Origin of the sequence: Paraburkholderia caffeinilytica (genome assembly GCF_003368325.1) — a bacterium.
Lineage (GTDB): Bacteria > Pseudomonadota > Gammaproteobacteria > Burkholderiales > Burkholderiaceae > Paraburkholderia > Paraburkholderia caffeinilytica.
Map to the genome: position 1 here is coordinate 3,878,092 of NZ_CP031467.1, position 13,316 is coordinate 3,891,407.

Consider the following 13,316-nt stretch of genomic DNA (forward strand, 5'->3'; position numbering starts at 1 on the left):
GTCATGGGAATCGTCGAACGAAAAAGCCGTCAGAAACAGGCGCTGCGTGAGCGCATCCTCGATGCAGCGCGGCGCATCGTCATGCGCGAAGGCTTCGCCGCGCTGTCAATGCGCAAGATTGCGGACGCCATCGAGTATTCGCCCGCCACGCTGTACCTTCACTTCGCGAGCCGCGATGAGATTGCGCAGACCTTGTGTGCGGAAGGTTATGCGCAATTGCTGGAGACGTTCGTGCCGCTTGCGCAGATCGCCGATCCGGCAGAGCGGCTGAAGGCGCTTGGGCGTGCGTATGTGGCATTCGGCGTCGCGCATCCGGAGACCTACCGGCTGATCTTCATGGAAGACCCGAGCTACACCGGCGCGGCGCTGGGCGGTGCGGCCACCGCGTCGGGCAAAACGAACCTCGCGCCAGCGAAAGCGGACGACGATCCCGGTGACGCTGCCTTGCACATCATGCTCACCGCGCTCGAAGAATTGAAAGCGGCGGGGCGTTTGTCCGCATCGATGGACCTGGCCGTGTGGGCGGAAGCGTTCTGGGCGACCCTGCACGGCATCGTCGCGCTCAACCTCACATGCCCCGTATTTCCGGGCGCTCCGCTGGACACGGTGGTGGGCGTCGCGCTCGATACCTGGCTGGGTACGCAATCCGCCGGGCAGCCGCAACGCGCGGCAAGATCCGCGCGCGCCGGCGGCAAGAAAAAGTCCGCGGAAGCGCCGGCGGAATTGCACGCCGAGGCGGGTGGCGAACCGGCTGCGCAACCGTCCCAGCCGTCCCAGCCAGCGGCACGGGCCGGTAAAAAGGCCACCAAGCCGGCCGGAGCTTCGGCCAACGAACCTGCGACCAAGCCCAAAGCCGCGAGTGCGTGATAACGTTCAGTTCCGGTTCAATTCGCGGCATCGTGCCTAGCCCCCCATGTCCATTTCCGCCTCGCCCGCCATCAGCGACGAAGTCGCGACCTACGTAGCCAACCGCATCGGTTTCATCGAACTGGAAAGGCCGAAGGCGCTCAACGCGCTGTCGACCGGCATGATTCGCGCGATGCACGCCGCGCTCGATCAATGGCGCGAAGACCCGGACGTGCTCGCGGTGGTGGTGCGCAGCCAGCATCCGCGCGCGTTCTGCGCGGGCGGCGATATCCGCTTTCTGTACGAGTCGGCGCAGCGCGGCGATCAGGATGCGCGCGATACCTTCTTCACCGAGGAATACCGGCTCAACGATGCGATCTTCACCTACCCGAAGCCGTATATCGCCTTGATGAACGGTGTCGTGATGGGGGGCGGCATGGGGATTTCGCAGGGGGCGCATCGTACCGGCGGTCTGCGGGTGGTGACCCACTCGACCAGGATGGCGATGCCCGAGACCCGCATCGGACTCTTTCCCGATGTCGGCGCGAGCTGGTTTCTGGCGCGCACGCCGGGCGCGCTCGGCCGCTATCTGGCGGTCACGGGCGAGACGATCGGCGCGGCAGACGCGCTCTACGCAGGTCTCGCCGACGCCTATATCGACGATGCGGCATTGCCCGCGCTGGTCGACACCTTGCGCTCCGAACTGTTCGAACGTGGCGCGGACGTGGTGGCGTGCATCGAGCGTGAGACCGCCACCCATCGGGTCGTGCCGGAACCCGATGCTTCGCCGCTCGCGAGCACGCGTGCGTTGATCGACCGGCATTTCGCGTTGCCGGACGTGAAGCAGATTCTCGCGTCGCTTGCGCAGGAACGGGAGCGTGGCGGGGAAACCGGCGATTGGGCCGAGCAGACGATTGCCGTGTTGCGGGAACGTTCGCCGTTGTCGATGGCCGTGTCGCTGGAAGTGGTGACGCGCGCGGAGGGGTCGATGGCGGACGTGCTGCGCGGCGATCTCGACCTGACGCGCACGTGCGTCGAGCAGGGCGACACGATCGAAGGGATTCGCGCGCGCATCATCGACAAGGACAACGCGCCGCGCTGGCGTTTTGCGCGCATTGAAGACGTGAGCGCCGCCGATGTGGAGAAGATGTTCGAAAGCCCGTGGCCGGCGAACGAACACCCATTGCGCGACCTGCGCGGTTAAGCGCGTTCGGGTTGCGACGTCAAGGCAATCGAGGCGGCAGGGCTATGCCAGGGCAAAGCCCGGCATAGTCAAACGGACACACACCGGGAGCTCGCTCAGTCCTCGTCCTCGCTTGCCATGAAGGCGCGCATGAACACCAGCGCGCCCCAGCCCCACATTGCATTCGCCGCGAAACCCACCGCGAGGCGCGGCAGCATGTTGCCGCTCGGCCAGATGCCGCGCAACGGATCGACCACAAACACGCTCGCCGCTGTCAACGCAAGGCCGCCGAACACGAATGCGGGCACCCACGGCGCGCGGCGCCCCGGTGCGACGCGCAACAGCCATGCCATCAGCACCGCCCAGAATGCGCTCCAGATTGCATTCGCAATAAACTCCGGCAGTCCGAGCGGCAAAAACGGCGCGGTCGAAAAACCGGTTGGGTCGATCAGACCGGCTGCGTGCAGCAATGCCAGCGTCGATTCATGAAAGAACAGGGACGCCAGAAAACCGGCGACGAACGGCAGGATGAGTTTTTGCATGTATTGCACCGCGAGAGCTCAGGCGGCGCGGTTCACGCGGCCTGCAGCGGATTATTGGAAACGTGGCGCCATTATATAGAGGGGTGCCCGGCTTTCAGCGTCGATAAGGTGCAACACCCGCGCAATATCCGTATGCTTTAGCGTCGGGCTAATCACGAAAGTGGAAAACCTAAGCTCAAAAAAATCGTTCAAAAGCCGGGTCCCGATCCATAGACTGTTTCTCCATGCAGACGGTGTTTGCCGCCGTCGCCCATTTAATCGAGCGCGTCACGCGCACGTTTGGTCGAGGGAAGCCGTCGCGATGTCCTGCCTGATGCCGATCTTCAACCGCTCCATGGCGCACACGCGTTCGCGGATGCGCTGTCGGAACTAGTCCCGCAACGAGTTTCCGGTCGCAGCAGTATTTCCGTCCTTTTTTGCACCTGCATCTCCGGCTTGCATGCCGGATGGATGTGCGCGGCTAGCGGCGCGCGGCTGGCGGTGCGCGACCAGCGTGTGCGCATTCACTCGACGCATCGTCGTTACGCACGTTTCCAATCAATCCAGTTTCGAACAAGCAGGAGCAGCAAATGAATGTGTTCTGGTTCATTCCGACTCACGGCGACAGCCGCTATCTCGGTACGTCCCAAGGCGCACGCGCAGCGGATTACGACTACTTCCAGCAGATTGCCGTCGCCGCCGATACGCTCGGCTACGAGGGCGTGCTGCTGCCGACCGGCCGTTCATGCGAAGACGCATGGGTCGTCGCGTCGAGCCTGATTGCCGCGACCCAACGTCTGAAGTTCCTGGTGGCGATCCGGCCGGGCATTTCGTCGCCGGGTCTGGCGGCGCGCATGGCGGCAACCTTCGACCGGTTGTCGAATGGGCGCCTGCTGATCAATGTCGTGACCGGCGGCGATTCGGCTGAACTGGAAGGCGACGGCGTGTTCGTCGATCACGACACGCGCTATGAAATCACCGACGAATTCCTGCATATCTGGCGCAAGCTGCTCACCGCCGCGCATACCAACGACGCGATCGACTTCGAGGGCAAGCATCTGACCTCGAAGGGCGGCAAGGCGCTATATCCGCCGGTGCAGAACCCGCATCCGCCGCTGTGGTTCGGCGGTTCGTCGGCGGCGGCGCACGACATCGCGGGCGATCACATCGACACGTATCTGACATGGGGTGAGCCGCCCGCGGCGGTCGCGAAGAAGATCGCCGACATTCGCGCCCGCGCCGAAGCGCGTGGCCGCAAGATCAAGTTCGGCATTCGCCTGCACGTCATCGTGCGCGAGACCGAAGAGGAGGCATGGGCCGCCGCCGACAAGCTGATCAGCAAGCTCGACGACGACACCATTTCCCGTGCGCAGGCTTCGTTCTCGAAGATGGATTCCGAAGGACAGCGCCGTATGGCCGCATTGCACGGCGGCAAGCGCGGCACACGCGCGGAACTCGAGGTGTATCCGCATCTGTGGGCCGGCGTCGGTCTCGTGCGCGGCGGCGCGGGGACGGCGCTGGTCGGCAATCCCGAGCAGGTGGCAGCGCTGATGAACGAGTACGCGGCGCTCGGTATCGACACGTTCATCCTGTCCGGCTATCCGCATCTCGAAGAATCGTATCGCTTCGCCGAACTGGTGTTCCCGCTGCTGCCGGGCCATAGGAGCAAGGTCGCGGGCGGTCCGCTGTCGGGGCCGTTCGGCGAGATCGTCGGCAATAACTATCTGCCGAAGGCGGCGAGTTCGAGCTGAGCGTATCGCTCGGTTCGGTAAGAACGCCTACCGGTTCAGCAATGAGGAAATCATCATGGCTCAATCTACTGTGAGTGCGGGACAAAGTACTCACGCCGGGACTCACACTGACACTCACGCCGGCGCGCGCATCGACGTGAACGCGGATGTGCGTGCAAGCGCCAATGCAGGCGCGAATGCGGACCTGAAAGCCGGTGCGCGTTCAAGCGTGAGTCTTGCCGTCTTGCGCCGCGGCGGCGTGCATCTTGCGCCGTGGCTCGCGCCGCTCGCGATCCTGCTGGCGTGGGAATTCGCGGCGCGCAGCGGCATTCTCTCGACGCGCGTGCTGCCCGAACCGCTCGCGGTCGTGAAGGCCGCGTGGTCGCTGATCCAGTCCGGTGAAATGTGGGCGGACGTCAAGGTCAGCACGTGGCGCGCGGTGTCGGGCTTTGCGATCGGCGGCGGCATCGGACTCGTGCTCGGCCTTGCGACGGGGCTCTTCAAACCCGCCGAAATCGCGCTCGATTCGACGGTGCAGATGATCCGCAACATTCCCGCGCTGGCGATGATTCCGCTCGTGATTCTGTGGTTCGGCATCGAGGAAGAAGCGAAGGTCTTTCTCGTCGCGCTGGGCGTGTTTTTCCCGGTCTACGTAAACACGTTTCACGGCATCCGCTCGGTGGATGCCAATCTGATCGAGATGGCGCGCAGTTACGGCGTGAAGGGTTTCGCGCTGTATCGGCATGTGATTTTGCCGGGGGCGTTGCCGTCGATTCTGGTCGGCGTGCGTTTCGCGTTCGGGCTGATGTGGGTCACGCTGATCGTCGCCGAAACCATTTCCGCGCAGTCGGGCATCGGCTACATGACGATGAACGCACGCGAATTCCTGCAAACCGATGTGGTGGTGGTCGGCATTCTGTTGTACGCGGCGCTCGGCAAACTCGCCGACGTGCTGGCCAAGAGTCTCGAGCGCGTGTCGCTGCGCTGGCATCCCGCCTATCAACGAGGAGCGAAACCATGAGCGCAACGACATTGTCGGCGTCGTTCGGCGGCATCGCGGGCAGCGATCTCGAAGCCGAATTGACCCAACCGCGCACCGTCGATCACGACGCGGACGAGACTGCCGGCCTGGGCCGTGCGGATTCGGCGCACGCTCACCCGCGCGTGGGCGTTGCGCCTGCAGCGGCCGGTACATCGGCGCGCAACGACGCACGCCGCTCCGCGGATTTTTCGGTCGAGTTGCGCGGCATCGGCAAACAGTATGGCGAGCGCAAGGTGCTGTCCGACTTCGATCTGTCGATCGAGCGCGGCAGTTTTGTGGCGATCGTCGGCCGCAGCGGCTGCGGGAAATCGACGTTGCTGCGCCTGATCGCGGGTCTGGAGAAGGCCACGTCGGGGGTGCTCGACAAGCGCGCCGAAGACGGCCAGCCGCTCGATACCCGCATCATGTTCCAGGACGCGCGGCTCCTGCCCTGGAAGAGCGTGCTGCAAAACGTGATGCTCGGCCTCGGCCGCAGCGCCCGTGATGATGCACGCGCCGTGCTTGCCGAAGTCGGCTTGCTGGAACGCGCCAACGACTGGCCCGCGCAGCTCTCCGGCGGTCAGCGTCAGCGTGTGGCGCTGGCGCGCGCGCTGGTGCATCGGCCGCAATTGCTGCTGCTGGACGAGCCGCTCGGTGCGCTCGATGCCTTGACCCGCATCGAAATGCACGCGCTGATCGAACGCCTGTGGCGCGAACATCAATTTACCGCGCTGCTGGTCACGCACGACGTTCATGAAGCCGTCGCGCTCGGCGACCGCATTCTGCTGATCGAAGAAGGGCGCATTGCGCTCGATCAGCCAGTGCCGCTTGCGCGCCCGCGGGCGCGTGCCTCGGCCGGTTTTGCCGCGCTGGAAGAACATGTGTTGCAACGCGTACTGAAGACCGCGCCGAACGACGACGCGCAGTCCCATCGCGCTTACGACGCACGTGACGAGGGCCGCCTCACGCGGCCGACAGACGTCCGCTGGGCCGTCTGACATCCCTTGACTGATCGTTTTCAATCGCTTTTCTGGAGTCACTCGACATGAGCATTTCCGCAATCAACGTACGCAATCAGTTCAAAGGCAAGGTCAAGGAAATCATCCGCGGCTCCGTGGTATCCGAAGTCGATGTGGAGACGCCGTTCGGCATTGTTACCTCGGTGATCACCACGCGTTCGGTCGACGAACTCGACCTGAAGGTCGGCTCGGAAGTGGTCGCGCTGGTGAAGTCGACGGAGGTGTCGATCGCGCGTCTGTAAGCGCGCGGTTGCACGGTTCGCGCGGGTTCGCACGGTTCGCACCGTCGCGCGTGTCGACGCTATTTCGCGTTGGCGCCGCTGGCGGGCGGCTCGTGCATTATCCTGTCGTTGGCCGGCTCGCGCGGACGCTTGATCGGCATAGTGTCGGGGTTGCTCGAACCATTGGAACCGGGAGCCGCCTCGGGCGGCTTTACCATCGATGCGCCGCTATCGCGCGGCGCCGCTTGCGTCTTGAGCGTCGGCTGCGACGTTTGTGCGAACGTCATCGTGCCGACTGTGCCGCACATCGCGAACACGACGCTCGCTGTCAGCGCGGCCATTCTGTTCTGCGCCATCTCGTCCTCCTTCCGAAGCCGCTCGGTGGATTTGCTGCCGTCACACAACGTACGGTGCGCAACGCGCATGCCTCGACGCGCCCCTGCGTAAGGCCGCGAAACTTGCTACGATGAACTCAGCACCACGACGGAGACGGCCATGTCGAAGTCATTGAGTCCGGAAGCGGTTGAAGCATTACGGCGCCTGAACGATGCCGGCGTCGGACAGCCCATGCCGAAGTTTGAGCAATCCGTCACGGCGGAGTTGCTGGCGAGTGGGCTCGCCGCCGAAGCGAGCGGCGGCGACGTCGAGATCACCTGCAGCGGCCGGCAGTACCTTTCTGGCGATTGCGACTGATCGTCTGGCGAGGGCGGGCCAGGGCATGCTCCGAGCCGCAACGACGGCCCGGTGGATAGGTACGGCCGCCGACAATCTCGTCAAGGGCATGTCAAGGGCTAATCAAGGGCACGTCAATGACACATCAAGGACGCACAAGACACCAAGGAGGCGATCATGGAGCCGAAAGGCCTCGACATGGGCGACTACCAGGAGCGCTATCAGGACTACGACATTGAAGTCGCGGTCGAGCAGGTGCTCACCGGCGTCAAGGCGCATTTTCGGGTGTTGCGCAACGATGCGGTGGTGCTCGACTGGCGACTCGTGCACATCGACACGCTATGGTCCACCGAGCATGCCGCAGCAGAGGCGGGCTTCAGGGCGGCGCGCGAAACGATCGATGCCGACTCCGCCGCTTAGCCACAAGCGCGTGAGCCGCCAGGCGCATTCGATAAGCTGACGAACTTTTGCCTTGCAGGAGACCGCTGCGTATCCGCTGGCTGGATTCCGATCATCCGTATCGCCGAAAGAGGAGATGCGCGGGGCGTGATGTGGCGGTGGCAGAAGCTTGATGCCGCGAGCGTGGCCACCGCGTAAACGGAACTGGGCGCCGGCATGCATTGTTGCGTGCGCGGCGCCCAGTTCGGCTGCCGTCTTGTGGACGGCAGCCTTCAACGACGACAGATTAGTGGCCGAAGAAAACCGATTGCGGGCCCGACGCAGCCGGTGCACGCGTACCCGATTGCGACGACACGTTGTTCACGCCGCCGTATGCGTTCGACTCGGCATTGGCGCGTTCAGCCGCGACGGTTTGCGCGTTCTGGCCTTGTTGCGAAGCCGGTGCGCCGACCGACGGACGGTAGAACGGTGCCGGGCCGTAGCCGCTAGCGAATGCGGGGGCAGCGATCGAGGCAGAAACAGCAACCAGCAGGGCGGCGATAAGCTTGGTCTTCATGGTGTGACTCCGATAACGTTTCGATTTCATTTCAGGAAGGCGTCGCAGGAGCCGGTGAGGTGTGTCTGCAACGTCGATGGAAGGCAGTGTATACCCCTACTATCAAGAATTTGTACCGATAATCTGAAATTACTATTCTCGCCACTGAAATAATCGGCCGGAGGGTTATGCGACGGGCGTCAGCGGTGGTCCGACCCCGTCGGCCAAGCGGTTTTGGCGCTGAAAGAGCTAGGTGGGAGGGCGGCTAACAGCCTCTCCCGATACTCGCGGGCTTTGTGTTTTTCTTGAAGCAGTCCCACTGGAGAACCGTAATGTTGTCGTACCCCATCGAGCTGACGCCGGATTCTAACGGCACGCTCCTCGTCACGTTCCCGGACGTGCCCGAAGCGATCACCGTTGGAGAGAACGAAGATGATGCAGAGGTGCAAGCCCTCGACGCACTGGAGGCCGCACTTGAGATCTACTTTTCGGAGAAGCGGCTCATTCCTTTGCCGTCGAAGGCAAAGCGCGGCCAGCGTGTCGTCACGCTTCCTGCTCTCGTCACCTCGAAAGTCCTGCTTGCAAACGAAATGCTGCAGCAGAACGTGCGTAAGGCGGAATTGGCGCGTCGACTGAAGGTCAACCAGGTGCAGGTCGATCGGCTTTTGAATTTCCGCCATTCATCGAGGATCGAGATGGTCGAGTCGGCGTTTGCCGTTCTTGGCAGGCGTCTGGAGGTGCGGCTGGTTTGATCCGCTTGTTCTTTCCCAATTGAAAACCTCGCTTCGGCGAGGTTTTCAATTGGGAAGTTTGCGCAACAGAGTGCGCGTCGCAGTGCGGTGGATCGCGATGCAAAAACAAAAAACGGCGTTGTGATTTCTCACAACGCCGCTTCGTAAAACTTTCGCCAAACTTTTTACTGCCTGAATTCTTTGGGGTGGCTGATGGGGCTCGAACCCACGACAACAGGAATCACAATCCTGGACTCTACCAACTGAGCTACAGCCACCACTGACATCTGCTTGACTTGCTAAGCAACTCGTTGCTGAGAAACTTGGCTCGTCGATGAAGAAACGAGATTATACGAACAAGAATCCCGTTTGCCTAGTCCTTTATTCAAAAATTTCGACAGGCTCACGCAGATGCTGTCTTGCCTCGTCGAAGATGGTCAGATCGCGCGCCGCCAGGCGCTTGCTATCGGACAACACGCGACGCCATCCCCGTGCACCGGCCTCACCGCGATAGAGGCCGAGCGCATGGCGCGTGATTGCACCGAGGTACGTGCCGCGCGCCATTTCAGCCGCGCAATATTCGATCAGCTTCGCCTCGACCTGCTCGCGTGTGAGCGGTGCATCAGTTGAGCCATAGAAGCGCGCATCGACTTCGGCGAGCACATAGGGGTTGTGATACGCCTCGCGCCCGAGCATCACGCCATCGACGTGCTGAAGATGCGTTTCCACCTCATCGAGCGTCTTGATGCCGCCATTGATGATGATCTCCAGATGCGGGAAGTCGCGCTTCAACTGATACGCGTAGTCGTACTTGAGCGGAGGAATCTCGCGGTTCTCTTTCGGGCTCAAACCTTTGAGAATCGCATTGCGCGCGTGCACGACGAACACGTTGCAACCGGCGTCCGCGATCGTGCCGACGAAGTCGCGCACAAAGCCATAGTCTTCGACCGCATCGACGCCAATTCGATGCTTGACCGTGACCGGCACGGAGACCGCGTCGCGCATTGCCTTCACGCAGTCAGCGACGAGTTGCGGTTCGTTCATCAGGCACGCGCCGAACGCGCCGCGCTGCACGCGCTCGGACGGACAACCGCAGTTCAGATTGATCTCGTCATAGCCCCATTGCTCACCGAGCCTGGCCGAGCGCGCGAGGTCGTCGGGCTCACTGCCGCCGAGTTGCAACGCGACCGGCGCTTCTTCGGGCGTAAACGCCAGATGGCGCGGCACGTCGCCGTGCAGCAACGCGCCGGTGGTGACCATTTCGGTGTAAAGCCACGCATGACGCGATATCACACGATGCAGCGAGCGGCAGTGGCGATCGGTCCAGTCCATCATGGGCGCGACGGAAACGCGGCGTGGACTGGGAGTTTGAACTGAAGACATGGGGCGGCCGAACGGCATCGATCAAAACCCGATTTTACCGCAAGGCATGAAACCTCCCGTGCGGGCGGGAGACCTGGCAGCGCCGAAGGGCCGCTCAGCGGGTCTCCGGCGTATTAGTGCCCATGCCCCCCATTGCCGCCACTGGTCCACGAACTGCCGCCGCCGTGGGAGCCGCCAGCGCCGCCGTGCCAGCCGCCGCCTCCGTGCCACCCTCCGCCATGCCATCCGCCGCCGCGCCAGGACCCGCCATGTCCGTGGTAGTAACAGCAGGGGCCACCCCAGCCGCCCCAGATGTCCACCGTGCCGTAAGCCGGTCCATACACCGGACCGTAGGCATAGCCGTAGCCGGGGTAATAGGGCTGCGCGTAGGCATAGTCGTATCCCGGGTATGCCGGCGCGACCACGCATCCGGCGAGACCTGCCGCCACGGCCAACATCGCGACTGATGCAATGAGCCTGCTCACGATTTTCTCCCTCGTATGAGAATGAGAAAAACGGCGTGCCGGGGAGTTCAGCAGGATTTGTGTCCGCAAATTACGGCCCTGATTTGCCAACCGGCTTCCGTGATGCCTGCACGCCAACCTGACGCCATAGCGGCTGCCCGTTGCGCGCACCTTTCGAACTATGACGGATTCATCGCGCTGTAACAGTTGGTTAAATTATTGCAACGTAACTGTAGGGCGCGCCTGATACTTTTTCCGTCAGACAATTTTCCTTTGAATCCAGACCCATGCTGGCGCTGACGCTGGACGAAGAAGAACGCACCCCACATTGCCGCGGCCGCCAGATGCGAAGCCGGCAAGAACCCGGCCGTCAATGAAGCACGATCCACAGCCTGCGACCGCATCGGAATGGCGCGCCGAAGGCGACGCCTGCGCCGCTCGCGGCGAACACGAAGCCGCACTCCGCTGTTTCGAGGCGGCGCGTTTGCTGGATCCCGCTGACGCCATTGTCCGCGAGCGTCTCGCCGCGACGCTTGCCGCGCTGAATCGTTTCCCCGAAGCCGTCGTCCGCTATCACGAAGCGATTGGACTCGATCCGCGCAACACCGATTTGCGTCACGGCCTCGGCTGGTCGCTCGAACAGATGCACCGGCTCGAGCAGGCGATAGACGCCTATCGCGAAGCCGTCCGGCTGAATCCGAAAGCCGACGGCTCGTACAACAACATGGGCAATTGCCTGCAGGCGCTCGGTCGTTTCGACGAATCGCACGAAGCCTATCGCCGCGCGATCGAGGCTGCCCCGCAGGTGCCGATCTATTACCGCAACTTCGTGCAGTCCAAACGCCTTACCGCCGACGATCCGATGTTCGTCGCGCTGGAGCAGCTCGTCGGCGATGCCGCCTCGCTCACGCCCGCCAATCAGGCAGAGATTCACTTCGCGTATGGTCAGGCGCTGTCCGACGCGGGCCGCAACGATGCGTCGTTCGATCACTTCCTGAAGGGCAACGCACTGTACCGCGCCGGCGTGCGTTATGACGAAGCCGCATCGCTCGGTCTGTTCGGACATTTGCCGGAGCTTCTGACTTCAGAGGTGCTGGCGGCGAGGCGCGGTCAGGGCGATGCGTCGGACGCACCGATCTTTATCGTCGGCATGCCGCGCTCCGGTTCGACGCTGATCGAACAGATTCTCGCGAGCCATCCGCAGGTTTTCGGCGCAGGGGAACGCACGGAGTTCGGCGAGGCGCTGGTGAACTGCATCGGCCGCGATCCCGACGACCCCTTGCGTATCGATATCGAAGCCTTGCAGGGCGTCGGCCCCGCGCAATTGCGCACGCTCGGCGCCGATTATTTGCGCCGCATGCACGCGTCGCTACCGGAAATGCAAACCGCAACGCCGGGCTACTCGCGTTTCACCGACAAATATCCGTTCAATTTCATCAACGTCGGGCTGATTCATCTGGCCTTGCCGAATGCGCGTTTCATTCATAGCCGCCGTTCGCCGTTGCAAAGTTGCCTGTCGATTTTTTCTCGAATTTTCCATGACGTGCCGTTCAGCTACGATCTTGGCGAACTGGGCCGCTACTATCGTGCGTACGACACGTTGATGGCTCATTGGCAACGCGTGTTACCCGAGGGCACGATGATCGAAGTCAAATACGAAGAACTGGTTGAAGATTTCGAGGGCAATGTCCGGCGCTTGCTCGCGCATTGCGGACTCGACTGGGACGAGCGCTGTCTGGCGTTTCACCAGACCACGCGGCAGGTGAATACGGCAAGCGCGGCACAGGTGCGCCGTCCGCTCTACAAGACGTCGCTGCGGCGCTGGCAACCGGGGCAGGCATTGCTGCAACCCTTGTTCGACGGTTTGGGACCGGAATTGGCGCCAGTGGGTAGCGTCGGCGCGCCCGAGCGCGAGCCGCTTGCGGATGCGGGAACGGATGACAACGCAACGGAGCGGAAATCGTGAGTGCAACGCGTGGTGCCGTCATATGGATGACCGGTTTGTCCGGCGCCGGCAAATCGACCGTGGCCGAGGCGTTGCATCAGCGTCTGAAAGAAGCGGGGCATGCCTCGATCGTGCTCGACGGCGACGTGCTGCGGCGCGGCCTGACCGCCGGCCTCGGCTTTACGCCTGAAGACCGCGCCGAAAATCTGCGGCGCATCGCGCACGTCGCGGCGTTATTCATGCAACAGGGCTTCATCGCGATTGCCGCGGTGATCTCGCCGGAGCATGAGCATCGGCGCATGGCTCGCGAAATCGTGGGCGAGGGTTTCGTCGAAGTGTTCGTGAATGCGCCGCTGACGGTGTGCGAGGCGCGCGACGTCAAAGGCCTCTACGCGCGTGCCCGGCGCGGCGAGATACCCGATTTCACCGGTGTTTCCGGGCCGTTCGATGTGCCGCTCGATCCCGATGTCATGATCGAAACCGATCGGGCGTCGATTGGAGAGGCGGTAGGCTGCCTGCTTATGCATCTGAGCGCCATGGGTTGCCTGCCGAGGGAAAGCGGGCTCAGCAGGCCTCGTCTCGCGAAATAATCGGCACGAGGCGTGAGCCTGAATCCGATCGCGCAAATTTTCCACCCGGCGCGGCGCATTTCGCTATACCTTTTCGC

The 13,316-nt window shown here is 62.9% G+C and carries 16 protein-coding genes and 1 tRNA gene; 11 read left to right on the forward strand and 6 right to left on the reverse strand.

The annotated features are described in order from the left end of the window. Positions 1-3: 3 nt before the first annotated feature. Both DSC91_RS33575 and DSC91_RS33580 read left to right on the forward strand, forming a co-directional pair. Positions 4-867 (forward strand): TetR/AcrR family transcriptional regulator, encoded by an 864-nt coding sequence (locus DSC91_RS33575; protein ID WP_115783602.1) that lies wholly within the window; start codon positions 4-6, stop codon positions 865-867. A gap of 46 nt (positions 868-913) precedes the next feature. Next, positions 914-2,050, forward strand: a complete 1,137-nt coding sequence (locus DSC91_RS33580; RefSeq protein ID WP_115782795.1) for an enoyl-CoA hydratase/isomerase family protein — start codon at positions 914-916, stop codon at positions 2,048-2,050. Positions 2,051-2,145: 95 nt separating this feature from the next. On the opposite strand, the gene DSC91_RS33585 is transcribed toward DSC91_RS33580, so the two are convergent. Further along, a complete protein-coding gene (locus DSC91_RS33585; protein ID WP_097392287.1) occupies positions 2,146-2,571 on the reverse strand; it encodes a hypothetical protein in 426 nt (141 codons plus the stop codon). Positions 2,572-3,140: 569 nt separating this feature from the next. Between DSC91_RS33585 and ssuD the strand changes: the two genes are divergently transcribed. Genes ssuD through DSC91_RS33605 form a run of 4 tightly spaced genes read left to right on the forward strand, consistent with a single transcriptional unit; the run spans position 3,141 to position 6,562 of the window. Then, a complete protein-coding gene (gene ssuD / locus DSC91_RS33590; protein ID WP_115782796.1) occupies positions 3,141-4,301 on the forward strand; it encodes an FMNH2-dependent alkanesulfonate monooxygenase in 1,161 nt (386 codons plus the stop codon). A 55-nt stretch (positions 4,302-4,356) separates the two neighbouring features. Beyond that, complete coding sequence (gene ssuC / locus DSC91_RS33595; protein WP_229758098.1) at positions 4,357-5,301, forward strand: aliphatic sulfonate ABC transporter permease SsuC; 945 nt, start codon at positions 4,357-4,359, stop codon at positions 5,299-5,301. Next, positions 5,298-6,299: an ATP-binding cassette domain-containing protein gene (locus DSC91_RS33600; RefSeq protein WP_115782797.1), complete on the forward strand. Its 1,002-nt coding sequence runs from the start codon at positions 5,298-5,300 to the stop codon at positions 6,297-6,299. Before ssuC ends, DSC91_RS33600 begins: the two co-directional genes overlap by 4 nt. Before the next feature lie 47 nt (positions 6,300-6,346). After that, a complete protein-coding gene (locus DSC91_RS33605) occupies positions 6,347-6,562 on the forward strand; it encodes a TOBE domain-containing protein (protein ID WP_115782798.1) in 216 nt (71 codons plus the stop codon). Between the two features lie 59 nt (positions 6,563-6,621). Here DSC91_RS33605 and DSC91_RS33610 read toward each other — a convergent pair whose 3' ends face one another. Continuing rightward, positions 6,622-6,897, reverse strand: a complete 276-nt coding sequence (locus DSC91_RS33610) for a hypothetical protein (RefSeq protein WP_115782799.1) — start codon at positions 6,895-6,897, stop codon at positions 6,622-6,624. Positions 6,898-7,036: 139 nt separating this feature from the next. On the opposite strand from DSC91_RS33610, the gene DSC91_RS33615 reads away from it, so the two are divergent. Beyond that, entirely contained in the window at positions 7,037-7,234 is a 198-nt protein-coding gene (locus DSC91_RS33615) for a hypothetical protein (RefSeq protein ID WP_115782800.1), read from the forward strand. A 156-nt stretch (positions 7,235-7,390) separates the two neighbouring features. Further along, positions 7,391-7,633 carry a DUF6566 family protein gene (locus DSC91_RS33620; protein WP_115782801.1) on the forward strand — a complete coding sequence of 81 codons (243 nt, stop codon included), beginning with the start codon at positions 7,391-7,393 and terminating at the stop codon, positions 7,631-7,633. Positions 7,634-7,898: 265 nt separating this feature from the next. Here the strand turns inward: DSC91_RS33620 and DSC91_RS33625 are convergent, their stop codons facing one another. After that, positions 7,899-8,168 carry a hypothetical protein gene (locus DSC91_RS33625; RefSeq protein ID WP_115782802.1) on the reverse strand — a complete coding sequence of 90 codons (270 nt, stop codon included), beginning with the start codon at positions 8,166-8,168 and terminating at the stop codon, positions 7,899-7,901. Between the two features lie 311 nt (positions 8,169-8,479). On the opposite strand from DSC91_RS33625, the gene DSC91_RS33630 reads away from it, so the two are divergent. After that, positions 8,480-8,899: a type II toxin-antitoxin system HicB family antitoxin gene (locus tag DSC91_RS33630; protein ID WP_115782803.1), complete on the forward strand. Its 420-nt coding sequence runs from the start codon at positions 8,480-8,482 to the stop codon at positions 8,897-8,899. Positions 8,900-9,080: 181 nt separating this feature from the next. Here DSC91_RS33630 and DSC91_RS33635 read toward each other — a convergent pair. From DSC91_RS33635 to DSC91_RS33645, 3 genes are all read right to left on the reverse strand, one after another. After that, positions 9,081-9,156: transfer RNA gene (locus DSC91_RS33635), tRNA-His, on the reverse strand. Between the two features lie 103 nt (positions 9,157-9,259). Next, a complete protein-coding gene (dusA, locus tag DSC91_RS33640) occupies positions 9,260-10,261 on the reverse strand; it encodes a tRNA dihydrouridine(20/20a) synthase DusA (protein ID WP_115783604.1) in 1,002 nt (333 codons plus the stop codon). A 113-nt stretch (positions 10,262-10,374) separates the two neighbouring features. Then, positions 10,375-10,725, reverse strand: coding sequence for a hypothetical protein (locus tag DSC91_RS33645; protein ID WP_115782804.1), 351 nt, complete (start codon positions 10,723-10,725; stop codon positions 10,375-10,377). Between the two features lie 352 nt (positions 10,726-11,077). Between DSC91_RS33645 and DSC91_RS33650 the strand changes: the two genes are divergently transcribed. Both DSC91_RS33650 and cysC read left to right on the forward strand, forming a co-directional pair. Further along, entirely contained in the window at positions 11,078-12,670 is a 1,593-nt protein-coding gene (locus DSC91_RS33650; protein WP_115782805.1) for a tetratricopeptide repeat-containing sulfotransferase family protein, read from the forward strand. Beyond that, positions 12,667-13,239, forward strand: a complete 573-nt coding sequence (gene cysC / locus DSC91_RS33655; protein ID WP_115782806.1) for an adenylyl-sulfate kinase — start codon at positions 12,667-12,669, stop codon at positions 13,237-13,239. Before DSC91_RS33650 ends, cysC begins: the two co-directional genes overlap by 4 nt. Positions 13,240-13,316: the final 77 nt, after the last annotated feature.